This window comes from Agrobacterium sp. V1 (assembly GCF_030518355.1).
GTDB classification, from domain to species: domain Bacteria; phylum Pseudomonadota; class Alphaproteobacteria; order Rhizobiales; family Rhizobiaceae; genus Agrobacterium; species Agrobacterium cucumeris.
This window is the reverse complement of sequence record NZ_JAULSF010000002.1, coordinates 1,730,001-1,754,803: the sequence shown is the minus strand read 5'-3', so window position 1 is coordinate 1,754,803 and position 24,803 is coordinate 1,730,001. Positions and strand designations below refer to the sequence as shown.

The 24,803-nt window shown below is 58.8% G+C and carries 20 protein-coding genes (1 of these 20 only partly in view); 12 read left to right on the top strand and 8 right to left on the bottom strand.

Features of this window, described 5'->3' with window-relative positions; all coding sequences use genetic code 11:
• The first annotated feature begins 106 nt into the window (after positions 1-106).
• Positions 107-577 carry an Lrp/AsnC ligand binding domain-containing protein gene (locus tag QSV77_RS21860; RefSeq protein ID WP_142842404.1) on the top strand — a complete coding sequence of 157 codons (471 nt, stop codon included), beginning with the start codon at positions 107-109 and terminating at the stop codon, positions 575-577.
• Between the two features lie 248 nt (positions 578-825).
• Here QSV77_RS21860 and QSV77_RS21855 read toward each other — a convergent pair whose 3' ends face one another.
• Both QSV77_RS21855 and QSV77_RS21850 read right to left on the bottom strand, forming a co-directional pair.
• Positions 826-1,392 (bottom strand): sigma-70 family RNA polymerase sigma factor, encoded by a 567-nt coding sequence (locus tag QSV77_RS21855; RefSeq protein WP_142842403.1) that lies wholly within the window; start codon positions 1,390-1,392, stop codon positions 826-828.
• Complete coding sequence (locus QSV77_RS21850; RefSeq protein WP_142842402.1) at positions 1,392-1,598, bottom strand: NepR family anti-sigma factor; 207 nt, start codon at positions 1,596-1,598, stop codon at positions 1,392-1,394. Before QSV77_RS21850 ends, QSV77_RS21855 begins: the two co-directional genes overlap by 1 nt.
• Before the next feature lie 138 nt (positions 1,599-1,736).
• Here QSV77_RS21850 and QSV77_RS21845 point away from each other — a divergent pair, with 138 nt between their 5' ends.
• Both QSV77_RS21845 and QSV77_RS21840 read left to right on the top strand, forming a co-directional pair.
• Positions 1,737-2,531 (top strand): response regulator, encoded by a 795-nt coding sequence (locus tag QSV77_RS21845; protein WP_142842401.1) that lies wholly within the window; start codon positions 1,737-1,739, stop codon positions 2,529-2,531.
• A 101-nt stretch (positions 2,532-2,632) separates the two neighbouring features.
• The gene (locus tag QSV77_RS21840) at positions 2,633-3,616 is read left to right on the top strand and encodes a sensor histidine kinase (RefSeq protein WP_142842400.1); all 984 of its coding nucleotides are present in this window, start codon (positions 2,633-2,635) and stop codon (positions 3,614-3,616) included.
• 260 nt (positions 3,617-3,876) lie between these two features.
• Here the strand turns inward: QSV77_RS21840 and QSV77_RS21835 are convergent, their stop codons facing one another.
• Positions 3,877-5,595, bottom strand: a complete 1,719-nt coding sequence (locus tag QSV77_RS21835) for a sensor histidine kinase (protein ID WP_302735039.1) — start codon at positions 5,593-5,595, stop codon at positions 3,877-3,879.
• A 238-nt stretch (positions 5,596-5,833) separates the two neighbouring features.
• Between QSV77_RS21835 and QSV77_RS21830 the strand changes: the two genes are divergently transcribed.
• Positions 5,834-6,406, top strand: coding sequence for a PRC-barrel domain-containing protein (locus tag QSV77_RS21830; RefSeq protein ID WP_302735038.1), 573 nt, complete (start codon positions 5,834-5,836; stop codon positions 6,404-6,406).
• Positions 6,407-6,509: 103 nt separating this feature from the next.
• On the opposite strand, the gene galE is transcribed toward QSV77_RS21830, so the two are convergent.
• From galE to QSV77_RS21815, 3 genes are all read right to left on the bottom strand, one after another.
• Positions 6,510-7,493 carry a UDP-glucose 4-epimerase GalE gene (galE, locus tag QSV77_RS21825; RefSeq protein WP_302735037.1) on the bottom strand — a complete coding sequence of 328 codons (984 nt, stop codon included), beginning with the start codon at positions 7,491-7,493 and terminating at the stop codon, positions 6,510-6,512.
• Between the two features lie 193 nt (positions 7,494-7,686).
• On the bottom strand, positions 7,687-8,121 hold the full coding sequence (locus QSV77_RS21820; RefSeq protein ID WP_003498528.1) for a hypothetical protein: 435 nt from the start codon (positions 8,119-8,121) through the stop codon (positions 7,687-7,689).
• Between the two features lie 9 nt (positions 8,122-8,130).
• A complete protein-coding gene (locus QSV77_RS21815; RefSeq protein WP_142842396.1) occupies positions 8,131-8,475 on the bottom strand; it encodes a YqjD family protein in 345 nt (114 codons plus the stop codon).
• A gap of 301 nt (positions 8,476-8,776) precedes the next feature.
• Between QSV77_RS21815 and nspC the strand changes: the two genes are divergently transcribed.
• Both nspC and QSV77_RS21805 read left to right on the top strand, forming a co-directional pair.
• Complete coding sequence (gene nspC / locus QSV77_RS21810; RefSeq protein ID WP_302735036.1) at positions 8,777-9,874, top strand: carboxynorspermidine decarboxylase; 1,098 nt, start codon at positions 8,777-8,779, stop codon at positions 9,872-9,874.
• 59 nt (positions 9,875-9,933) lie between these two features.
• Positions 9,934-11,172 (top strand): saccharopine dehydrogenase family protein, encoded by a 1,239-nt coding sequence (locus QSV77_RS21805; RefSeq protein ID WP_302735035.1) that lies wholly within the window; start codon positions 9,934-9,936, stop codon positions 11,170-11,172.
• A gap of 278 nt (positions 11,173-11,450) precedes the next feature.
• Here the strand turns inward: QSV77_RS21805 and QSV77_RS21800 are convergent, their stop codons facing one another.
• Positions 11,451-13,298 carry a DEAD/DEAH box helicase gene (locus QSV77_RS21800; protein ID WP_142842394.1) on the bottom strand — a complete coding sequence of 616 codons (1,848 nt, stop codon included), beginning with the start codon at positions 13,296-13,298 and terminating at the stop codon, positions 11,451-11,453.
• Positions 13,299-13,688: 390 nt separating this feature from the next.
• On the opposite strand from QSV77_RS21800, the gene QSV77_RS21795 reads away from it, so the two are divergent.
• The 6 genes from QSV77_RS21795 (at position 13,689) to clpB (ending at position 23,599) form a co-directional block, all read left to right on the top strand.
• Entirely contained in the window at positions 13,689-14,966 is a 1,278-nt protein-coding gene (locus QSV77_RS21795) for an aspartate kinase (protein ID WP_046802096.1), read from the top strand.
• A gap of 176 nt (positions 14,967-15,142) precedes the next feature.
• Positions 15,143-17,410 carry a phosphoenolpyruvate--protein phosphotransferase gene (gene ptsP / locus QSV77_RS21790; RefSeq protein WP_142842393.1) on the top strand — a complete coding sequence of 756 codons (2,268 nt, stop codon included), beginning with the start codon at positions 15,143-15,145 and terminating at the stop codon, positions 17,408-17,410.
• A gap of 28 nt (positions 17,411-17,438) precedes the next feature.
• On the top strand, positions 17,439-18,521 hold the full coding sequence (gene prfA / locus QSV77_RS21785; RefSeq protein ID WP_137087474.1) for a peptide chain release factor 1: 1,083 nt from the start codon (positions 17,439-17,441) through the stop codon (positions 18,519-18,521).
• Entirely contained in the window at positions 18,518-19,384 is an 867-nt protein-coding gene (gene prmC / locus QSV77_RS21780) for a peptide chain release factor N(5)-glutamine methyltransferase (RefSeq protein WP_302735034.1), read from the top strand. Before prfA ends, prmC begins: the two co-directional genes overlap by 4 nt.
• 394 nt (positions 19,385-19,778) lie before the next feature.
• Positions 19,779-20,582: a DUF4167 domain-containing protein gene (locus QSV77_RS21775; protein ID WP_302735033.1), complete on the top strand. Its 804-nt coding sequence runs from the start codon at positions 19,779-19,781 to the stop codon at positions 20,580-20,582.
• Positions 20,583-20,974: 392 nt separating this feature from the next.
• Entirely contained in the window at positions 20,975-23,599 is a 2,625-nt protein-coding gene (gene clpB, locus QSV77_RS21770) for an ATP-dependent chaperone ClpB (protein WP_302735032.1), read from the top strand.
• A 69-nt stretch (positions 23,600-23,668) separates the two neighbouring features.
• Here the strand turns inward: clpB and QSV77_RS21765 are convergent, their stop codons facing one another.
• On the bottom strand, positions 23,669-24,803 hold the 3' portion of the coding sequence (locus QSV77_RS21765; RefSeq protein ID WP_302735031.1) for a M23 family metallopeptidase. The gene runs 812 nt beyond the window's last position; the window shows 1,135 of its 1,947 coding nt (coding positions 813-1,947); the start codon falls outside the window, past its right edge; the stop codon is at positions 23,669-23,671.

Below are 24,803 nucleotides of genomic sequence, written 5' to 3'. Positions count from 1 at the left end.
CATCCTGCCGTTGACAATACCATCACCGGGAAAATTGCTATGGCCTTATTTTTGGAATAAAACAGGCCATATGAACTTTTGTTTTCTTCGATTGGCGTGAAATAACATGGCAAATAGTCATAAAACAGACGATCTGGACCACTTCGATCTCAAGATCCTCGAGGCCTTGAGCGAAGACGGCCGCATGTCGGTGCTACAGCTGTCGAAAAGGGTGGGCCTTTCCAAGACGCCGTGCCAGACGCGGCTGAAGCGGTTGGTAGATGAGGGTTACATTCTGGGCTTCCGGGCGGTGCTCAATCCGCACAAACTCGGCGTCGATCACATCGCTTTTGCCGAAGTCAAACTTTCCGATACACGGGAAAAGGCACTGGAGGAATTCAACACGGCGGTTCGCAAGATCAAGGAAGTCGAGGAATGCCACATGATTGCCGGCGCCTTCGATTATCTTTTAAAGGTACGCACCAGCGACATCCGCAAATATCGGCGGGTGCTGGGGGAGAAAATCTCGAGCCTGCCATCGGTCGCCAATACTTCGACCTTCGTGGTCATGCAGTCGGTCAAGGAAACCGGCATCTGAAGGGGTAACACGGAGACAGTGGCAGGCGCGCGCTCGCCGGATCATCCGCACACCGTCACCCCGGGCTGGATCCGGGGTCCAGCGCGATCAAGTCCTTGATCGCGAAAGACTCCTCTCACGGCGCAGACGCGCCGTGGCTGGATGCCGGATCAAGTCCGGCATGACGGAGGAGAGGTTTGCGGCCTTTGTCATCGTTTTAACGGGCAGACGCACGCCTGCCCGTTCGCCACTGTCCGAATTCAGCGCTCTCAGCGCGCCGTGGCAGCGGCGGTAACCGCGCTCATCTGCGCATCCGGACCGAACTCATTTTCGTTTTCGATACCCAGAAGCTCCTGCAGCCGCAGTCTTGCGCGGCTGACACGGCTCTTGATCGTGCCGACAGGGCAACCGCAAATCTCGGCGGCTTCCTCATAGGCAAAACCCGAGGCGCCGATCAGCAGGATCGCTTCACGCTGGTCATCAGGCAGTTTTGCGAGTGCTGAGCGGAAATCCTGAAGGTCGACCGAACCGTGCTGCTCGGGCGGCACCGAAAGGCGCGAGGTATAGACCCCGTCCGTATCCTGCACCTCACGGCCGGATTTGCGGATCTGGCTGTAAAACTCGTTGCGCAGGATCGTCACCAGCCATGCCCGCATGTTGGTGCCGGGTTGGTAGCTGTCCTGCTTCGCCCAGGCCTTCATGATCGTGTCCTGCACGAGGTCGTCGGCACGGTCTCTCGAGCGGATGAGCGAAATGGCGAAGGCGCGCAGGTTCGGCAGCGCCGCCAGCATTTCCCGCTTGAAATTGTATTCTGTCTGCTCCGGCTCTTTCGCCATCATTCCTCCGAAGCCTTTATTTTGGCTTTGCTTTCGGCTTCATCGAGTTTTTCGAGAAGATCGAGGAATTTGTCAGGGATGCCTTCATCCTGAACGGCATCGTAAAGCTCCCTGAGCTTGCGGGAAATCACCGCCCGCCCGGAATGTGGAACCTGAGGGGCGGCCGAATTGTCCGGCGAATCTTGGTCCGATTGAAACATGCTCATAACGTCGGGTATTCCTTTTGTGTCGTGGCAAATAATGCATGGTGAAAAAAATAGTTCCGGCCCTCGGGAACTTTTTTTGCGATACGCACGTTGCTATCTTGGGTTTGCGTTGCAAACCGCATGAAAGGGGAGAATTCCATGTCAGTTTCTACACGCATCGCACCGCACCTGCCATATCTGCGCAGGTTTGCGCGTGCCGTTTGCGGCTCACAATCCACGGGCGATGCCTATGTTGCGGCAACACTCGAAGCTCTGATCGCCGATATCAGCATCTTCCCGCAGACAAGCAGCGATCGCGTTTCGCTCTATCAATTGTTCGTATCGATCTTTAGTTCCGTCACGATCAATATTAAGGCGGATGAAAACCTGTCGGGATGGGAAAAGCGCGCTTCTGCGAACCTTTCCGCCGTCCCGCCGCTTGCCCGTCAGGCCTTCCTGCTGACGACGGTCGAAGAGTTCACGCCTTCGGAAGCCGCAGAGGTTCTGAAAGTGTCGGAAGACCAGGTCGGCAGGCTGATCGACGAGGCGGCTTCCGAAATCGCCCGTCAGGTCGCAACCGATATCATGATCATCGAGGACGAACCTCTGATCGCCATGGATATCGAACAGATGGTCACGGATCTCGGTCACCGCGTCACGGGTATTGCCCGCACGCATACCGAGGCCCTCGACCTTTTCCATCGCACGCAGCCGAAAATGATCCTTGCCGATATTCAGCTTGCAGACGGCAGTTCCGGTCTGGATGCGATGAAGGACATCCTGCAGATGACCACCCTCCCGGTGATCTTCATCACGGCTTTCCCCGAGCGTCTTTTGACGGGCGAGCGGCCTGAGCCGACCTTCCTTGTGACGAAACCTTTCAACCCGGACATGGTGAAAGCGCTTATCAGCCAGGCCCTGTTTTTCAACGAAAGCTCTCGCGTCGCGGCGTGAAATTTGCCGAAACCGCAGACGAGCCGGGAACCAGTGTGGTGCCCGGGCGTTGGCGGTTACGGTCGTGGGGTTGACCCGCGGCTTTCTGCAAGGAGACGAATTTGCATCGGCTGGCATGGCATAACGCGGAGAGGGACGAGAGCGAGCTTCACGATTCGCTCGTTCTCGCCTTGCTCGATTCGGGTGAGACGGTCATGCTGCAGGACTGGAAGCGCGAATATATATTCGTGGCCAATCTGCCGGATGTCTGGAAATTGCCGGCGGATTCTCACCCGACGGATGAAAATCTGTTCGGGAATGACCTGTCCACCCGGCTGGCCGAGCTGAAAAAGGACATGGTGACGGCTGGCAGCCGGGGTATGCTGGAGGTTAATGCCGGCCAGAACCGGGTCTTCCAGTTTCAGGTCCATTCCACCTTCAACCAGTCGAACCAGATGGTGATGAAGACCACCATCCGCGAGGTGACGGCGGAACGGCGGCGCGAGCAGCTGTTGCGCTCCTTGCTGCGCGAGGTCAGCCACCGTTCCAAGAACCTGCTGGCGATCATCCAGAGCCTTGCGGGCCAGACAGCCCGTTTCAGCCTCACCAAGGATGATTTTCTGCGCAAGTTCCGTGGGCGGCTGCACGCGCTGGCCCAGAGCCAGGATCTCATCACGGATTCGGACTGGCGGGGCGCGCGTATATTCGAGCTTCTCCGCCAGCAATTTGATCTCTATGTGCCGGAATATCCGAACCTCATCCACATGGAGGGGGAAAACCTGCTGCTTAACCCGAACGGGGCGCTTTACATCGGGCTGGCCTTCCACGAACTGGTCGTCAACACGGTGAGCCATAGCGGCAATCTTGCCTATCATCCGCCTATATCCCTGCAGTGTCGCCAGGACGGTGATTTTTATATCGTCGAATGGAACGAGCCGATGATGCCTTCGAAAGAGCCGGCAGAGGCAAGGCGCGGCAGTTTCGGCAGCGTCGTGCTCGAAAAGGTCGTTCCTTCCGCTCTTGGAGGAAGCGCCGAATACCAGCTGACGCCGGAGCGCATCGTTTACCGGTTGAAGTTCCCCTCGGGCGACAGCACCGATTCCTGAGAGTTATCGAACCGCAGGTTAGACCGAAAGGCTGTTTCATTTTGTGAAGGCGAAATAAAAAAGCACGGCCCATAGGAGAGCCGTGCTATTTTTATGACGGGTTTTCAGGGGCGAAACCCGTTTATAGTCAGCCAAGCTTCAGGCGGGGACGGGGGAATTGCTTGGCTGCAGTACTAATGCATGCAACCGCATTCGGTTCCCGGAAAATGCATTTTTTTAGCAATCGGCAGATTTACGGCCATTCTCACCGTCGATGCGGTTCAGTGTGCCGGGTCCGGCCGCTTCGGCGTGAAATACCGTATCGGCGCTTCCAGAGACCATTCGAAGCCGGTTTGCCGGTACTCCGTCGTCACATGGCCGCCAAATGCGCCTTCCGCATGTCGTTTGATGACGGTGGTGCCGAAACCCTTGCGGCTCGGCTCCTTGGCCGGTGGCCCGCCCGTCTCTGTCCAGAGCAGATGAAGCATTTGCCTACCGTCTTTTTCGAGCGGCTTCCAGCTGACGGTGATTTTCCCGAGCGGCGCCGAAAGCGCACCATATTTAATGGAATTGGTGGTCAGCTCATGCACCACAAGCCCGAAATTCTGCGCCGCCTCCGGCGACAGCATGAAATCGTCGCCCGCCAGCACCACACGTTCCGATACGGTGCCGAAAACTTCGAGGTGGGTCTCGATCAGCTTGCGGATCGGCAGCCCCTGCCACTGAACTTCCGCGAGCGCCCGGATCGACATGCCGAGACCACGCAGGCGGTGGTCGACCTCCTTCTGGAACTCCGGAATGCTTTTATTCTCCCGGCCCAATTGTCGTATCATCGCCTGAACCAGCGTCAGAATATTCTTGGAGCGGTGAACCAGTTCGTGCAGCAGCAATTGCAGCCGCTCTTCCGATTGGCTTCTGTCGAAGGAAGCGTTGGAGAGCGCGATGGCGACCTGATTGGCTTCCTTTATCTTGGTATCGACGGGCGCGACGATCTCGCCTTCGCCAATACGCTCCGCCATATGGGTCAGATCGCGAATGGAGCTGCGCAATTGCCGGCCGACCAGATAGGCGCCGCCGATGGCGATCAGCACCAGCACAAGGCTGCCGATCATCATCTGCCGCCAAGTGTCGATCAGTGCCGCCTGGCTTGCGGCCAGCGGTCCCCACATCACCGTCTTCCATTGCCAGCCCGGCAATTGGGCATAGGCGTAGAGATTGCCCTTGCCGTCGAAGAAATTCCCACTGAAGGCCTGCATTTCCGACAATATTTCGGGGGTGACAAAGGGTTTTCCGACTTCGGCCTCATCCTGGGCGCTGGAAACGACAACCCGGTTGGTGCCGTCGATGATGGCGACCGCCCAGTTGCGCGGCAGGTTTTCCGTGGGAATAAGCCGGCCAAGATCGCTGGCATTCTGCGTCAGGATCAGGGCGTCCCCGGCAAGGCCCAGCTCCGGGTCAAGAGGCAGGGTGACGTTGAATACCCACTCATGGCTGGTGGCGCCGAAAAACAGATCCGAGACGGTGATGCGGCGGGATTCGATCGCCTTGGCCAGATTTGCCTCGGCCGGCACCTTGCCGAGAGGCTGGCCATAGGGCACCCGGGTGTTGAGACGCTGCTGACCATCCTTGGCGGCGAGCAGGGCGTAGAGGCCCTCCTTCTTCAGGCTTTCGGCAACGCGCCCCTGAAACGCTGCGAGATTGCCACTCTCAAGCTCGGGAAACTGCGACAGCAGATTGAGCGACGTGGCGATTTCCTGCAGGCGGCGGTCGATGTTGCGGCTGACGACCCGGACATCCTCGATGGTTTCCCTTTGCAGGTCGTCGCGTTTTTCGGCTTCGAGGCGCAACATCAGGTAGCCGACAAAAAGGATGAGCGGCAGGGTGATGACGGTTGCCATCACCACCAGATAGGTGCCGATGGAGGCGGTCGGGAAAAAATTCGCGCTGCGCCGACGTAAAGCCGAGATCATCTCTTTCAGTCTGTCGCCGGGTTGAGGCATACAAAAAACTCCGGCAGTTATGGCATTGTTACGGCAGGAATAATACCGCGCTGTCCCCCTTTAGCAATGCCTGATTTTTACCCTCGGTTGTCGTGACATCCGGCAAATGCACCGTCTTGCACGAAAAAAACGGAACTATTTCAACGACCAGCCCGTTTGCAAGACGAACCGGCCAGCGAGCGGAAGCGAAATTCATCACCGCCCGGCCAGTTGAGAACGATGAAAGGAAGGTACGAAAATGGCAAAGAAACTTACAATACTCGTCACCGCCGCCCTGATGGGCACGACGGCTTTCGCGCCGCTTGCCATCGCTCAGGGCACCCAGCCCGCACCGGCAAATCCGAGCGCGCAGACCGAGCCGGCAACACCGCCTGCCACCCCGATGACGCCTGCGGCTCCTGCGGCCAATGACAGCGCGGCCACAACCACTGGCGGTGCTTATATAACCGAGCAGGGCGAAACGCAGATCAGCGCCAATGACTATATTGGCAAGTCGGTCTACACCGCAGCCGATGAGAGCATCGGTAACGTCACCAATCTCATCATGGAAGAAGATGGTGGCCTGGTAGCAGCCGTGATTGGCGTTGGCGGTTTCCTCGGCATCGGCGCGAAGGACGTAGCGGTGCCCATGGACAAGGTAACGATGACGCGCAATGCGCAGGACGGCACCATCCGTCTGACGACGACCGAAACGGCGGAAACGCTGAAGGCGGCGCCCGAGTTCAAGACGCTGGAACAGAAGACCAGCGAAAAGAATGCGGCAACCCCGGCGGCACCTGACAGTACAACCACCTCCGCCACCAAGCCTTAATCCCATACCTGGGAGGCAGGAGCGGGCACTGGCGTCAATCCGCCGTCCCGCGAGAGACACCGGCCACTGGCCGGTGTCTTTTTTGTTTCGGCCTATGGGCCGCTCAATCCCCGGCGTTGCGGGAAGAATGCCATGCCCAAGCGGATTTGATGATGTCCGAGAGGGAATAACGCGGTTCCCAGCCGAGAACTTCTTTGGCCTTGTCGTTATTGGCCACGAGTGTGGTGGAATCGCCGTCGCGCCGGCCGGTATATTCGACCGGGAAGGGGCGGCCCGAGACCTCGGAAATTGCCGCCAGCAATTCCTTCACCGTGGTGCCGGTGCCGGTGCCGAGGTTGAGTTCGACGGTTTCGCCACCCGCCAGCAGATAATCCACCGCCCGCACATGGGCATCGGCGAGATCGAGGATGTGAATGTAATCGCGCACGCAGGTGCCGTCGCGGGTGTCGTAATCCGTGCCGAACACCTTGAAGCCCTGACGCCGTCCAAGTGCGGCCTCGATGGCGAGCGGGATGGCGTGGGTTTCCGGCTTGTGCCACTCGCCGATACGGCCCTCGAAATCCGCGCCAGCAGCATTGAAATAACGCAGCATGACCGAGCGCAGCCCCTTATAGATGCTGTAGTCCTTCAGCGCCTGTTCCACCACCCATTTGGTGCGGCCATAGGGGTTGATCGGTGCCTGCCGGTGCGTCTCGTCGATCGGCACCTGTTCCGGCAGTCCATAGGTGGCGCAGGTGGAAGAGAAAACAAAGGCGGTGACACCGGCATCAATCGCAGCGGACAGAAGGTTGAGCGAGCCGATGACGTTATTATCGTAAAAGGCGACGGGCTGCTTCACGGATTCGCCGACTTCGATCAACGCCGCGAAATGCAGAACGGCTTCCGGCTGGTGCTTGGCAAAGACTTCATCCAGTCGCGCCCGGTCGCGAATATCGCCCTGTTCGAAGGGTCCCCAGCGGACGAATTCCTCATGTCCATTGGACAGGTTGTCGAAAACAACCGGTTCATATCCTCGCTCAGACAGGAGAAGGCAGGTATGCGAACCGATGTAACCGGCACCGCCAACGACAAGGACTTTCTTCTTCATCAAACGCCTTTCAATAAATACGGACGCGCCGAGACTGTATGTCACTTTGTTCAAATAAGGGCGGCATGGCGCGGGACGCCATTTGCCAGTCTATCCATTGCGCGTAACATAAAAAAAACTGCGCATCCATCATCTGGATGCACAGCTTTTATGAGGGTCTGCGGAAGTGCATAAAACGCGCCCGAAGGCGTGTTTATTTCTTTTTCCTCGTATTGGCTCTCGTCGCCAGGAAACCGGCGGCCATGGCAACAGCGAGCGTCGCATAGGGCCGCGCCTGGATCGCCAGCGTCAACAGTGACTGCAAGGCGAGGGGGGCTGCCGTCAGCGGAGCAGCCGTCAAGGGAGCAACCGGCCGTGCGGCATAGGCTCTGGGCCTTTTTACGATTGCCAGCGCCACCAGCATGATGACGCCGAGCAGAAACGCGGTGCCCGCGACGACGAGCGCGGCGGGACCCGCGCCGACATGCCGGGCAAGATAGATCGACCCTGCAACCACGGCGGCGACGAAGGCGATCAGGAAAAAGACACCGGTCAGCACCCACAGGATGATGGTGGCGCGCAGACGCCGCGTCACCACGCGTCCTTCGCGCTGGGTGTCTCCCAGATAGACCAGCAATGCCTCAAGCATGATGCGGCCTTATCGACGTGTAAGGAGAGCGAGCACGAAGCCGACGCCAACGGCGATGCCGAGGGACTGGAGTGGGTTTCTCTGGACCTGATCGGTCAGATTGTCGTTCAGCGACGAAATTTCGCTTCGGACGCTGTCGGCCATTTCGCCGGAGGCGGTGAGCGCGTCATCAGCCACGCGGGCGGCCTGCGCCTTCAGCTCATGCGACGCACCGACGCCCAGCGCCTTAACGCTCTTGGCAAGATTTGCCAGATCTTCGCGAAGCTGGGCGAGCTGAGCCGCAACGTCGGCGGCATCACCATTTTCGAGGGATTGCTGGATCTTGTCATTAACGCTGCTACGCACGCTTGCCATAGGTGAAGTCCTTCCTGGAACATCGTTGATGGAAATCGCGGCGGGCCAACCCGACTGCCGCTACAGGCTATTTCTGTCGCTCGAAAACTTCCGTTCCGGTGACCGAAACACCTGCCTGTCCGCCATTCAAACGCGCCGATGCAGGCTTGGTTCCGCAACGTGATGTGTTTTCTTCGCAGGCATTTCCGGTTAGGGGCAATTTTCTGGGAATTCGGTGCCGGACATTTGTTTTCCTGTCACAAGCATCATATAAGGCCCATCATCGAGACGTACCTTGACTTCAATCAATATGTGAAACGACATGCTTCAAACGCCTTATTACCTCATCGACAAGACAAAACTTCTTCGCAACATGGAGAAGATTGCTTATGTGCGGGAAAAATCCGGCGCCAAGGCGCTCCTGGCATTGAAGTGCTTCGCCACATGGTCGGTGTTCGATTTCATGTCGCAATATATGGACGGCACCACCTCGTCTTCGCTTTACGAGGTGCGTCTCGGCCGCGAGAAATTCGGTGGCGAAACCCACGCCTATTCCGTCGCCTATGCCGATTACGAAATCGATGAGGTGATTGCGAATGCCGACAAGATCATCTTCAATTCCATCGGCCAGCTGGAGCGTTTCGCCGATAAGGCCGCCAGCATAACACGTGGCCTGCGTCTCAATCCGCAGGTCAGCTCTTCCAGTTTCGATCTTGCCGACCCCGCGCGCCCGTTCAGCCGTCTTGGTGAATGGGACGTCGCCAAGGTCGACAAGGTCATGGACCGCATTTCCGGTTTCATGATCCACAACAATTGCGAAAATGGCGATTTCTCGCTGTTTGACCGGATGTTGACGCAGATCGAAGAGAAATTCGGATCGCTGCTGTCACGTGCCGAATGGGTGAGCCTCGGCGGCGGCATTCATTTCACCGGTGACAATTATCCGCTCGACCAGTTCTGCGATCGTCTGCGGGCTTTCTCGGAAAAATATGGCGTGCAGGTCTATCTGGAGCCCGGCGAAGCCTCGATCACCAAAAGCACCACACTTGAGGTGACGGTTCTCGACACGCTGTTCAACGGCAAGAACCTCGCCATTGTCGACAGTTCCATCGAAGCCCACATGCTCGATCTGCTGATCTACCGCGAAACCGCGAAGGTTTCGCCGAACGAGGGCGAGCATCCCTACATGGTCTGCGGCAAGTCCTGCCTGGCGGGCGATATTTTCGGTGATTTCCGCTTCGACAAGGAGCTGAAGGTCGGTGACCGCATCTCCTTCCAGGACGCGGCCGGTTACACCATGGTCAAGAAGAACTGGTTCAACGGCGTGAAGATGCCGGCGATCGCCATCAAGGAACTGGACGGCACGGTCCGCGCCGTTCGTGAATTCGACTTTGCCGATTTCGAGCAAAGCCTGTCTTAAACCCTGTTTCAACATCCAACGAAGCTCATCCCTGCGGGGAAAAGGAGGCATCACCTGAAATGAAGAAGAACGTTCTGATCATCGGCGCCGGTGGCGTAGCACAGGTCGTGGCGCATAAATGCGCCCAGAACAGCGATGTATTGGGAGACATTCATATTGCGTCACGGACTTTGGAAAAGTGCCGCAAGATTGTCGAGTCCGTACGCGAAAAGAAGAGCCTCAAGACAGATGTGAAACTTGAGGCCCATGCGCTTGACGCTATGGATATCGAGGCGACGAAAGCCTTGATCAAACAGACCGGCGTGGAAATCGTCATCAATGTCGGTTCGTCTTTCGTTAACATGTCCGTTCTTCGTGCCTGCATGGACGCAGGTGTTGCCTATATGGACACGGCGATCCATGAGGATCCGACCAAGATTTGCGAAGCGCCGCCTTGGTATGGAAACTACGAGTGGAAGCGCGCCGCTGAGTGCAAGGAAAAGGGCGTCACCGCCATTCTCGGCGTCGGTTTCGACCCCGGCGTGGTCAATGCCTATGCCCGCCTTGCCAAGGACGAATATTTCGACAAGGTCACCTCGGTCGATATCGTCGATATCAATGCTGGCAGCCATGGCCGGTGGTTCTCGACCAATTTCGATCCGGAAATCAACTTCCGCGAATTCACCGGCGTCGTTTATTCCTGGCAGAAGGGTGAGTGGCAAACGAACCAGATGTTTGAAGTCGGTCAGGAGTTCGATCTGCCTGTCGTCGGCAAGCAGAAGGCCTACATGACCGGCCATGACGAAGTGCATTCGCTGTCCAAAAACATGGACGGTGCCGATGTGCGCTTCTGGATGGGCTTCGGCGATCACTACATCAACGTCTTCACCGTGCTGAAGAACCTTGGCCTGCTTTCGGAAAAGCCGGTCAAGACGGCTGAGGGTCTGGAAGTTGTGCCGCTGAAGGTCGTCAAGGCCGTGCTGCCCGATCCGTCTTCGCTGGCGCCTGACTATGTCGGCAAGACCTGCATCGGCGATATCGTCAAGGGCATCAAGGATGGCAAGGAGCGCGAAGTCTTCATCTACAACGTGGCCGACCACAAGGACGCCTATGAAGAAGTCGGTTCGCAGGGCATTTCCTACACCGCCGGCGTTCCCCCGGTCGCCGCTGCCATGCTCATCGCCACCGGCGAATGGGACGTGAAGCAGATGGCCAATGTGGAAGAATTGCCGCCGAAGCCGTTCCTGAAAATTCTGAACAAGATTGGCCTGCCTAACCGCATCAAGGATGAAAACGGCGATCGCGCGCTGGAATTCTGAGCGCAGACGTTTTGAGAAATTGAGACAAAATAAAAGCCCCGCGAAAGCGGGGCTTTTTGTTGCTGACCAGTTTTTCGACCGAACAGTTTGGCGAAGTCGTAGCATCCTCACCGTCACCGCGGATTTAATCCGGGGTCCAGCACGATCAAGTCCTTGATCGCGAGACAATCTTTTCGCGATGCAGACGCACCGGGGCTGGATGCCGGCTCAAGGCCGGCATGACGGCAGAAATCTTGCCGGCGATCCAGAGTCTCGCCTGAACGGGACCGGAGTAACCCTCAGCCCTTCGTTGGCTTCGGTCCACGCTTCTCGAACGGCTTGTCCTTTTTGCCTTCGTATTTCGGCTTGTCGCCGAAGGGCTTTTTCTTTTTCCAGGGCTTGTCTTCGCCCTTGCGGTCATCGCGCGGCGCGCTTGCATTGTCCGATTTGGTGAATTTCCGCTGGGCCTTTGCCGGCCTTGTATCTTCACGGGCACTGCCGGTCATTTCCGGCTTGCCTTCCAGCGCCTTCAGGCGAATGCCCTTCTCCAGCATCATGTCCTTGCCGATGGCGGAGGTGAAACGGTCGACGGCATCGGCGGCCAGTTCCACGAAGGTCTCGGTTTGCTGCATGCGGATCGCGCCGATATCCTGACGGGTGATCTTGCCGAAACGGCACAGCATCGGGATGAGCCAGCGCGGCTCGGCGCTCTGCTTGCGGCCCACGGAAAGCGAGAACCACGCGCTGTCGGAGAAGTCGGAGCGCTCGCGGCGCGGTGCGTTGTTTTCGACTGTCTCAAAGCTGTCGCGGCGCGGCTTGCGGGTGTTATCCAGCGCGACTTCGAAAATATCTTCCGGTGCCGAGCGTCCGGCGTGATAAAGGCGCACGAAGGCGGCGGCGACTTTTTCCGCGCCATGCTGTTCGAGCAGCTTCGTCACGAAATCGCGTTCGTCCTCAGCCACGGCTTCGCTGAGTGTCGGATCTGCCAGAAGCCTTGCGCCGTCGCGCTCGACGATCTCTTCGACGGAGGGCGGGCGAACCCATGCGGGGCTGACCTTGGCGCCTTCAAGAAGGCGTTCGGCCTTGCGGCGCTGGCTCACGGGCACGATGATGGCGCTGACGCCCTTTTGACCAGCGCGGCCGGTACGGCCGGAACGGTGCAGAAGCGTTTCGGAATTGGTCGGCAGGTCGGCATGGATGACGAGTTCCAGACCCGGCAGGTCGATGCCGCGGGCGGCAACGTCGGTCGCCACGCAAACACGGGCGCGGCCATCACGCATGGCCTGCAGCGCGTGCGTGCGCTCGTTCTGCGTCAGTTCGCCGGAGAGGGCGACGACGGAGAAGCCGCGATTGTTCAACCGGGCCGTCAGGTGGTTGACGGCGGCGCGAGTGGAGCAGAAGACGATGGCGTTGCGGGCTTCGTAAAAGCGCAGCGCGTTGATGATGGCGTTCTCGCGATCGGACGGCGACACCAGAAGCGCGCGATATTCGATATCCACATGCTGCTTCTGTTCGGAAGCGGTGGCGATGCGCACTGCGTTCTTCTGGTAGCTTTCGGCCAGCTTGGCAATGCTGCGCGGGACGGTGGCCGAGAACATCAGCGTGCGGCGATCTTCGGGCGATTCTTCCAGAATGAATTCCAGATCCTCACGGAAGCCGAGGTCGAGCATCTCGTCGGCCTCATCCAGCACCACGGCGCGGATGGACGACAGATCGAGTGCGCCACGCTTGATATGGTCACAGAGACGGCCGGGTGTGCCAACGACGATATGGGCGCCGCGTTCCAGCGCCCGGCGCTCATTGCGGATATCCATGCCGCCGACACAGGATGCGATCGACACGCCGGCAAATTCATAAAGCCATTCAAGCTCGCGCTTGACCTGCATGGCCAGTTCGCGGGTTGGGGCAATGGCAAGAGCGAGCGGCGCGGAAGCCTGACCGAAGCGGGTATTTTCCGACAGCAGCGTGGTTGCGAGCGCGATGCCGAAGGCAACCGTCTTGCCGGAACCGGTCTGCGCGGAAACCAGCGCATCCTTATCGGCGAGTTCCGGCGCAAGCATGGCCTTCTGCACGGGGGTCAAGTCGTTGTAGCCGCGTTTTTCCAACGCCTGCGCGATCGCCGGGGCGATACCCTGGGTGTCTGTCATCTACCGTCTTTCGGATATGAAGCTGCCCGCATCCGCCCGAAACCAATAGGTCCTAAAGTCTCCGGGGCAGCCGATACAGGCCATTTCGGCCATCTGGCCGGTTGCATTGCCCGCGCTCATACTGCGAATAGGCCGGTTTGTACAGTGCACTGCGGTACGCTCTTTTACGGGTATTTTCTCCTGCCCTGTGTTCCAGCCCGCCATCGTCCTTCGCAAACGCCATTCAAAAGGCGTACCGCATGGTTCATAAACGGCATTGCGTGCCCCCCGCCTTTTCGCTAAGAGACCCGCAACTTGAGGCTCTTTGTCAGGAAGGGCCGACTGGGTTTGTTCTTGTCCACACCGGGTGAAAACCGGCTGGCGGAAAAAAGGGATGTACTGGTCAAGGCTATGGCTCGCATTGTCATGAAATTCGGCGGCACGTCCGTCGCGAACCTCGAACGCATTCACAATGTCGCAAGGCATGTGAAACGCGAAGTGGATGCCGGCCATGAAGTGGCCGTGGTCGTTTCCGCCATGTCCGGCAAAACCAACGAATTGGTGGACTGGGTGCAGAACGCCGCGAAGGTGACCGGCACCAACGCCGCCTCCTTCTATGATGCGCGCGAATATGACGCGGTTGTCGCATCCGGCGAGCAGGTGACGTCAGGTCTGCTGGCGATCACCCTGCAGTCCATGGGCATCAATGCACGCTCCTGGCAGGGCTGGCAGATCCCGATCCGCACCGACAATGCGCATGGCGCCGCCCGTATTTTGGAGATTGACGGGTCCGATATCGTCAAGCGCATGGGTGAGGGACAGGTTGCCGTCGTTGCCGGCTTCCAGGGCATCGGCCCGGATAATCGCATCGCGACGCTTGGTCGCGGCGGCTCTGACACGTCGGCTGTGGCCATTGCCGCCGCCGTCAAGGCGGATCGTTGTGACATCTATACCGATGTCGACGGCGTTTACACGACCGATCCGCGCATCGAGCCCAAGGCTCGGCGCATGAAGAAAATCGCTTTCGAGGAAATGCTCGAAATGGCGTCTCTTGGCGCGAAGGTTCTGCAGGTTCGCTCCGTCGAGCTTGCCATGGTACACAAGGTGCGCACCTTCGTTCGCTCCAGTTTCGAGGATCCCGATGCGCCGGGCATGGGCGACCTCATCAACCCGCCCGGTACTTTGATTTGTGACGAGGATGAAATCGTGGAACAGGAAGTCGTAACCGGCATCGCCTATGCCAAGGATGAAGCACAGATTTCGCTGCGCCGCGTGGCCGACCGTCCGGGCGTTTCCGCCGCGATCTTCGGTCCGCTGGCCGAAGCGCATATCAATGTCGACATGATCGTGCAGAACATCTCCGAAGATGGCTCGCGCACCGACATGACCTTCACCGTTCCCTCGGGCGACGTTGCCAAGGCGCTCAAGGTTCTCGACGACAACAAGGCCCAGATCGGCTTCGACGTTGCCCAGAACGAGACGGGTCTCGCCAAGGTGTCTGTCATCGGTATCGGCATGCGCAGCCATGCTGGCGTTGCAGCCAGCGCGTTCAAGGCACTTGCCGAGAAGAACATCAACATCAAGGCCATCACCACGTCAGAGATCAAGATTTCGATCCTGATCGACGGCGCCTATGCCGAACTTGCCGTTCGCACTTTGCATTCGGCTTACGGTCTCGATAAGAGCTAAATCCGAGACATCGGTTCCCGATGCTCCGATTCTTCGGAGTTGCGTTCTTCCGATGTGGCGTTTCTTGAAAGCGTGTCCCTTGCGGGACGCGCTTCTGGCGCTATAAATTTTTTAAATGACGTTTTGATTCTCGAATATTATGACATTCGGATCGGAAGCGTCGGGGAGCAAACGCGATGAGAGACCTTTCCGCAGGTCCGCGCGTCCTGCTCAAGCGGCTGCGCGAAATGATGGCGGAGCACCTTGAACCGCAGGATCGTCTGGACCAGATCGTCCGTCAGATTGCCAGCAACATGGTGGCGGAGGTTTGCTCGGTCTACGTGCTGCGTTCCGACAGCGTGCTGGAGCTTTACGCCACCGAAGGTCTTAACAAGGATGCCGTGCATCTTGCCCAGCTGAAAATGGGGCAAGGTCTTGTCGGCACCATTGCCGCTTCCGCTCAACCGCTCAATCTTTCCGATGCGCAGGCGCATCCCGCATTCCGCTATCTTCCTGAAACCGGTGAGGAAATTTACCATTCTTTCCTCGGCGTGCCGATTTTGCGCTCCGGTCGCACTCTTGGCGTTCTTGTGGTCCAGAACAAGGCCAGCCGAACATACCGGGAGGATGAAGTTGAAGCGCTTGAGACAACCGCGATGCTTATCGCTGAAATAGTGGCGAGCGGCGAGTTGAAAAAGATCACCCGCCCCGGTGTGGAGCTGGACCTGACGCGCGCCGTCACCATCGATGGCGATGGTTATGGCGAAGGCATCGGTCTTGGCCACGTCGTGCTGCACGATCCCCGCATTGTCGTCACCAACCTGCTGAACGAGGACGCGGATACGGAAATCCGCCGTCTTGCCGATGCCATTGGCTCGCTGCGCCTGTCGATCGATGACATGTTGCAGCGCCGCGACGTGCCGACCGAAGGTGAGCACCGCGAGGTTCTCGAGACCTATCGCATGTTCGCCCACGATCAGGGCTGGGTGCGGCGCATGGAAGAGGCGATCCGCAACGGCCTGACGGCGGAAGCGGCGGTCGAGAAAGTGCAGAGCGACACCAAGGCGCGCATGATGCGCCTGACCGATCCTTATCTGCGCGAGCGCATGCACGACTTCGATGATCTCGCCAACCGGCTGCTGCGTCAGCTGATCGGTTTTGGCGGTCGCGGACCCGAACAGGATTTCCCGCTCGACGCCATCGTTCTGGCACGCGCCATGGGCGCTGCCGAATTGCTGGATTACCCGCGTGAAAAACTGCGCGGTCTGGTGCTCGAAGACGGCGCGGTGACGAGCCACGTCGTTATCGTGGCGCGCGCCATGGGTATTCCGATCATCGGCCAGGCGGCCGGCATCGTCGCGCTGGCGGAAAACAACGATCCGATTATCATCGATGGTGATGACGGTCAGGTGCATCTGCGCCCGATGTCGGACCTGCAGCGTGCCTATGAAGAAAAAGTTCGCCTGCGTGCCAAACGGCAGGAGCAGTTCCGTGCGCTGCGCAATGTCGAGCCGATCACCAAGGATGGCCAGAAGGTCAATCTGAAGATGAATGCGGGCCTGCTGGTGGACCTGCCGCAGCTGGAGGAGTCCGGTGCCGACGGCATCGGCCTGTTCCGCACCGAGCTGCAATTCATGATCGCTTCCAACATGCCGAAGGGCGAGGAGCAGGAGGCTTTCTACCGCTCCGTTCTGCGGCAGGCCAAGGGCAAGAGCGTCACCTTCCGCACGCTTGACATCGGCGGCGACAAGGTCGTTTCTTATATGCGCGGCCAGGAAGAGGAAAATCCGGCGCTGGGCTGGCGCGCGATCCGCCTGTCGCTCGACCGTCCGGGCCTGATGCGCACGCAGATGCGCGCACTGCTGCGCGCCGCGTCCGGTGCGGAGCTGCGCATGATGTTGCCGATGGTGACGGAAGTGTCCGAAATCCGGGCGGCACGCGATCTTCTGCAGAAGGAAGTGCAGCATCTTTCGAAGTTCAGCCATGCGCTGCCGAAAAAGTTGCAATTCGGCGCGATGCTGGAAGTGCCATCGCTGATGTGGCAGCTCGACGAGCTGATGCAGGAGGTGGATTTCGTTTCCGTCGGTTCAAACGACCTGTTCCAGTTCTCCATGGCGGTCGATCGTGGCAATGCCCGGGTTTCGGATCGTTTCGACAATCTTGGCAAGCCATTCCTGCGCATTCTGCGTGATATCGTTCGCGCCGGCGAAAAGCACCACACATCAGTCACGCTGTGCGGCGAGATGGCGGGCAAGCCACTGACTGCCATGGCGCTGATCGGTCTCGGTTTCCGGTCGATTTCCATGTCGCCAACGGCAATCGGTCCGGTCAAGGCCATGCTGCTCGGGCTGGACGCGGCACGTCTTGCCGACGAGTTGAATGCCGCGCTTGATGATCATAATTCGCTGGAAAGCGGGCGCGAGGTGTTGTTACGCTTTGCTGCAGCGCATTCCATTCCCATTTAAAAGACTTATTTCATTATCGGAGTGACTGGTGGCGAAGCTTCCCGTCGAAAAAATGCGCGAGTTGGAAAGGCGTTTCGGAGAGATCGAGGCGCGGATGTCGGCTGGCCCGGCGGCAGATGTCTATGTGAAGCTGGCTTCGGAATATTCCGAACTGCAGCCGGTCGTGAACAAGATCCGCGATTACGAAAAGGCGATTGCCGAGGCTGCCGATCTCGAGGCGCTGCTCGCCGACAAGACGACCGACAGGGACATGCGCGATCTGGCGGAAATGGAGCTGCCGGAGGTCGAGGCCCGCATCGGTGAGCTTGAGAAGGACATGCAGGTCCTGCTGCTTCCCAAGGATGCGGCGGATGAAAAAAGCGCGATCCTTGAAATCCGTGCCGGCACAGGCGGCTCCGAAGCGGCCCTGTTTGCCGGCGATCTGTTCCGCATGTATGAGCGCTTCGCGTCGACCAAGGGCTGGAAAGTCGAAGTCCTTTCCGCCAGCGAAGGTGAAGCGGGCGGTTATAAGGAAATCATCGCCACGATCAGCGGGCGAGGGGTGTTCTCCAAGCTGAAGTTCGAATCCGGTGTACATCGCGTGCAGCGGGTGCCGGAAACGGAAGCGAGCGGCCGCATTCACACCTCCGCCGCCACCGTCGCGGTGCTGCCGGAAGCGGAGGACATCGACGTCGAAATCCGCCCGGAAGATATTCGCATCGATACAATGCGCGCCTCGGGTGCCGGCGGTCAACACGTCAACACCACCGATTCCGCCGTTCGTATCACCCATCTTCCGACGGGATTGATCGTCACCAGTTCGGAGAAATCCCAGCACCAGAATCGCGCCAAGGCCATGCAGGTTCTGCGTTCGCGTCTTTACGATATCGAGCGCCAGAAGGTGGATAACGAACGTTCGGCGGACCGCAAGAGCCAGGTCGGTTCGGGTGACCGGTCCGAGCGCATCCGCACCTATAACTTCCCGCAGGGGCGTGTCACCGATCACCGCATCAACCTCACTCTCTATAAACTCGACAGAATGATCGAAGGTGAGATTGATGAGCTCGTGGATGCGTTGATCGCCGATTATCAGGCCGGCCAGCTGGCACTGCTTGGCGAACAGCAGCTTTGAGCGGCGCTGGGGGGACCGTTTCGACCGAACTTGCCGCTGCCCGCAAACGGCTGCAGGCGGCCGGTGTTGCCGATCCGCTTCTCGATGCGCGCCTGCTGATCGGTGAGGTTGTCGCCTTTTCACTGACTGATTTCGTGATGAAGCCGGACCGGCCCCTTACGCAGGAGGAGCAGGCCCGCATCGCTTCCATGATCGAAAGGCGGGCCGGGGGAGAACCCGTCCACCGCATCCTCGGTCACCGGGAATTTCACGGCCTCGATCTTCTGTTGTCTAAGGATACGCTCGAACCCCGTCCGGACACGGAGGTTCTGGTCGATACGCTGTTGCCGGCGTTAAAGGAGGCGGTTTCCCACAAGGGCAGCGCCCGCATCCTGGATCTGGGCACGGGCACGGGGGCGATCTGTCTGGCGCTTTTGAAGGAATGCCCTGACGCGACGGGTATCGGCAGCGATATTTCCACTGGTGCCTTGGAGACCGCTGCGAAAAACGCGTCCAGAAACGGGCTCGAAACGCGTTTTGAGATCATGCAGAGCGACTGGTTCGAAAAAATCTCCGGCCGCTTTGACATAATTGTGTCGAATCCGCCTTATATAAGAAGCGATATCGTTACAACGCTCGACCGAGAGGTTCGTCATCATGATCCGATGGCGGCGCTGGACGGAGGTCAGGACGGCCTTGCACCGTACCGCCTTATTGCTGCCGACGCAGGCCGCTTTCTTGTGGAAAACGGGATCGTTGGTGTGGAGATCGGTTTCGATCAAAGGCTTGATGTTTCCGCGATATTTGCTTCTAACGGTTTCTCTCTTGTGGAGGCCGTGAAGGATTATGGCGGCAACGACAGAGTTTTGATCTTCCGGAGATAGTTCTTCGCGATATGGCGGCGGATTTTTGCAGAGATATTTTGCACAGCAAAAGAAAAGGCTTGGATTTCCGCAGGAAGCGGGATAGTTTGCGGCCACATGCAGGGTGGCTGAGGACGAACGCAGATTCGTCAGGGTATGGGTCAGTCCCGAAGCGGGTTCTTTTGAGAGCCCTGAAAGGCTGGGCGTTTCCGGCATGTGAATCAGTAAACTTTGTTCGCAGGCGGCTCGGTGCAGCATTTGCGCGACCGGTCGTCACACGCGAGGTCTTGTCCGGGGTTATCTTCGGCAGGACGCGTGACGGAACAATTTCAGGAAAAATTTCCAGCGGTTTTCCGTCCGGAATTGCATGAAAATAACCAGATTGTCAGCAAAACAGAATTCAGGTGAGCAATTGATGAGGCCAGGACAGCAAAACAAGCGCGGCCGGGGGCGTGGAAGCAACAATAATAACAACAATAACAATGGTGGCGGTAATAATAACTTCAACCGCAAGGGCGGCAATCCGCTCACCAGGACTTATGACAGTTCCGGCCCCGATGTTAAGATTCGTGGTACAGCCCAGCATATAGCGGAAAAATACGCTGCCCTTGCCCGGGACGCGCAGAGTTCTGGCGACCGTGTGATTGCGGAAAACTATCTGCAGCATGCCGAGCACTACAACCGCATCATTGCCACGGCTCAGGCCCAGATGCAGGAACGTTTCCAGCGCGACGATCGCGGTGAGTATAACGCCACCGAGACGGATGCCGACGATATGGATGGAAACGATGGCGACGACGGCGTCGTTGCATCGCAGCAGCATTCCGAACAGGTAGAGCGCGTCCAGCAGCCGGAGCGCCAGGAGCGCGCTGAGCGGAGCGAGCCACGCCAGGAACGTCGCGAACGTCCGGACCGTCGTGAACGGCAGGAACGTCAGCCGCGACAGCCGCAGGTCTCGGCCGAGCAGCAGCCACCGGTTTATGACGCCAGCCAGGCACCGCAGCCCGTCATCGAAGGTACGCCCATGGAAGTGGCCGTCGAGGAAGAGCAGCAGCAGGCGGAAGCACCCGCAACCGAACGTGCGCCAAAGACCCGCCGTGCCACGACCCCGCGCCCGCGTCGCCCGCGCCGTGCCGCTGCGGCGGAGGGTGCTGAAGGTGAAGACGCGCCCGCCGGTGAAGACGCAACACCGGCCACTCTTGAAAACGCTGCTGAATAAGCAGGGATTTCAGGCAGGCCGCGTCAAACACGCGGCCAACCACGTAATTGAAAAACTCCGGCTTGCCGGAGTTTTTTGTTTTTAGGGTTCAGATGGCAGGAGCCGATGGCAGGCAAAGAGGGTGGTTGCGCGCCGGCAAACTGACGTCTGTCAAAACAGGCGAAAATTTCCCGAATGGCGGTTTTGCGCCCCTTTAAACCGATGAAAATGCCTCCCATATTCGTGCAGGAAGGACGCAAGCCGCATTCGCCGGCAACCGTCCTTCGAGAGGCGGCGATCGTGAAATCCTTTAAACACGGCTGTCGTAGCGGGGCTTGCCTTTTGAGGGAGCCTCAACCCTAACACCCGGAGCCGTGCCGAAAGCGGGCGGGCCGGTCAATGGAGGTTCGACTATGAATATTGAAAAATACTCCGAACGCGTTCGCGGTTTTCTGCAATCGGCACAGACCTTTGCGCTTGCCGAAAATCATCAGCAGTTTTCTGCGGAACATGTTCTCAAGGTTTTGCTCGATGACGAGCAGGGCATGGCGGCATCGCTGATCGAGCGGGCTGGTGGCGACGCGAAAGAAGCGCGTCTTGCCAATGATGCCGCGTTGGCGAAATTGCCCAAGGTTTCCGGCGGCAATGGCGGCCTTTCGCTGACGGCGCCGCTTGCCAAGGTGTTTTCGACTGCTGAAGATCTTGCAAAGAAGGCAGGCGACAGCTTCGTTACCGTCGAGCGTCTTTTGCAGGCGTTGGCGATTGAAAGCTCTGCTTCCACTTCGGCTTCGATGAAGAAGGCAGGCGCAACGGCGCAGGCTCTCAACCAGGTCATCAACGACATCCGCAAGGGCCGCACGGCCGATAGCGCCAATGCCGAACAAGGTTTTGACGCGCTGAAGAAATACGCGCGCGATCTCACGGAAGAAGCCCGCGAGGGTAAACTCGACCCTGTCATCGGCCGCGACGACGAAATTCGCCGTACCATTCAGGTCCTTTCGCGCCGCACCAAGAACAACCCCGTGCTGATCGGTGAACCGGGCGTCGGTAAAACGGCGATTGCCGAAGGGCTTGCGCTGCGCATCGTCAATGGTGACGTGCCGGAAAGCCTCAAGGACAAGAAGCTGATGGCGCTCGATATGGGCGCGCTGATCGCCGGTGCGAAATATCGCGGTGAATTCGAGGAGCGCCTGAAGGCCGTACTCAATGAGGTGCAGGCCGAAAATGGCGGCATCATCCTGTTCATCGACGAGATGCATACGCTGGTCGGTGCCGGCAAGGCCGATGGCGCGATGGATGCGTCCAACCTGCTGAAGCCCGCGCTTGCCCGTGGTGAACTGCACTGCGTTGGCGCCACCACGCTTGATGAATATCGCAAGCACGTGGAAAAGGACCCGGCCCTTGCCCGCCGTTTCCAGCCCGTGCTGGTGGATGAACCGACCGTGGAAGACACGATCTCGATCCTGCGTGGTCTGAAGGAAAAATACGAACAGCATCACAAGGTCCGCATCTCGGATTCGGCCCTGGTTGCGGCTGCAACGCTTTCCAACCGCTATATTACCGACCGGTTCCTGCCCGACAAGGCAATCGATCTGATGGACGAGGCCGCTTCGCGTCTTCGCATGCAGGTGGATTCCAAGCCGGAAGAACTGGACGAACTGGATCGTCGTATCATCCAGCTCAAGATCGAGCGCGAAGCCTTGAAGCAGGAGACGGACCAGTCCTCCGTCGATCGCCTTAAAAAGCTTGAAGACGAGTTGGCCGATACGGAAGAAAAGGCAGATGCCCTGACGGCACGCTGGCAGGCGGAAAAGCAGAAGCTCGGCCATGCCGCCGATTTGAAAAAGCGTCTGGACGAAGCCCGCAACGAACTGGCTATTGCCCAGCGCAACGGCCAGTTCCAGCGCGCCGGCGAGTTGACCTATGGCATTATTCCGGGCCTTGAAAAGGAACTGGCTGCGGCGGAAGCGCGTGACAGCAGCGGTGCCGGCTCGATGGTTCAGGAGGTGGTGACACCGGACAATATTGCCCATGTCGTTTCCCGCTGGACCGGCATTCCCGTCGACAAGATGCTGGAAGGTCAACGCGAAAAGCTGCTGCGCATGGAAGACGAACTTGCCAAGTCCGTTGTCGGGCAGGGCGAGGCCGTTCAGGCAGTTTCCAAGGCGGTTCGCCGTTCGCGTGCCGGCCTTCAGGATCCGAACCGCCCGATCGGCTCGTTCATCTTCCTCGGCCCGACCGGTGTGGGCAAGACCGAGCTGACGAAGTCGCTCGCCCGCTTCCTGTTCGACGACGAAACCGCGATGGTTCGCCTCGATATGTCGGAATATATGGAGAAACACTCCGTTGCCCGGCTCATCGGTGCGCCTCCCGGTTATGTCGGTTACGAAGAGGGTGGTGCCCTGACCGAAGCCGTTCGCCGCCGGCCTTATCAGGTCGTGCTGTTTGACGAGATCGAGAAAGCGCATCCGGACGTCTTCAATGTCCTGTTGCAGGTGCTGGATGATGGCCGCCTGACGGATGGCCAGGGCCGCACCGTCGATTTCAAGAACACCATCATCATCATGACCTCGAACCTCGGTTCGGAATTCATGACGCAGATGGGCGACAATGACGATGTGGGTTCGGTTCGCGAGTTGGTGATGGAGCGGGTCCGGTCGCATTTCCGGCCGGAGTTCCTCAACCGTATCGACGATATCATCCTGTTCCACCGCCTGCGGCGTGATGAAATGGGTGCAATCGTGGAAATTCAGTTGAAGCGGCTCGTCTCGCTGCTGGGTGATCGCAAGATCTCGCTCGAACTGGATGAGGATGCCCGCAGCTGGCTCGCCAACAAGGGCTATGATCCCGCTTACGGCGCACGTCCGCTGAAGCGGGTGATCCAGAAGTCGGTTCAGGACAGGCTTGCCGAAATGATCCTCGGCGGGGAAATCCCCGATGGTTCGCGGGTCAAGGTGACGTCCGGTACGGACCGGCTGCTGTTCAAGGTCAAGCCTCCGAAGGGCGAAGCCGAAACCGAAACGGCCGATGCGGCATAAAACGAAAGGGCTCCGGAAACGGAGCCCTTTTCATTTGATCTGCTTTTCGGACCGCAAAATGCCGGCGGATTACCGGCTCGCCACTTGGTTTGGCTTGTCTTCGATGTTGAGCAGGTTGTCGATGCGCTTTCTCTCATCGGAGAAACGTGCAAGCGCATCACCGGAAAGCGATTTGCCGCCCGGCAGGCGCACTTTCATCGCATCGACTTTCGTGCCGTTGACGATCAGTTCGTAATGCAGGTGGGCGCCGGTCGAAAGGCCGGTCGATCCGACATAACCGATGACCTGACCCTGCCGGACCTTGGCGCCCTCGGTGACGCCCTTGGCGATGGCGCTCTGGTGATTATAGGAAGAGACATAGCCATTGGCATGGCGCAGCAGGGTCTGGTTGCCGTAACCAGAGGCCCAGCCGGCCTTTTCGACAGTGCCGTTGCCAGTTGCGATGATCGGCGTGCCGCGGGCGGCGGCCCAGTCGGTGCCGGTATGCATGCGGCTGAATTTCAGAACCGGGTGACGGCGCATGCCGAAACCGGATGTCATGCGGCCGTTCGGAACGGGGTTACGCAACAGGAACTGCCGGATGCTTTTGCCGTTCTCGTCGAAATAATCGATGCTGTTGTCTTCAGGGTTCTGGAACCGGTAAAACCGCGTCTCGTTGTCGCCGAACTTGGCGTTGACGTAGAGCAGCTCCGACTTGTCGGTGGCCTTGCCATCGGCGTCTTCCACGGAGAAGAAGGCTTCCAGCGTATCCGCCGGCTTGAGCTGCGCCTGAAAATCGACGCTGCTGGCCAGAAGCTTGATGAGCTGGGAAACCATGCTCTGGTTCATGCCGTAAGCGAGAGCCGCGCGGTAGACACCGTCATAGACGCTGGGCAGGTCGCGGCCGGCCGCAGGCGCCGGCGTGCTGTCGAAGGCGGTCGCCACGGCGTCGAGTTTCGGCGGTTCGCTGGCCTTGATGAAATTCTTGCGGTCATCGACGGCCATGGTGACCATGTGACGGCCCTTGCGATAAAGGCTGACGCGCACGATGTCGCTTTTTTCGTCTTCCTGAATAATGCCGACGCGCAGCACATCACCGCTTTCGACATTGTTCGACTGGAGTTGCGGTGACAGCAGCCCGGCGATTTCCGATGATTGTACCTTGGAGTAACCCGCGCCGAACAAAGCAGCCTCGATGGTCTCGGTCTGGCGGGCAGGGATCACA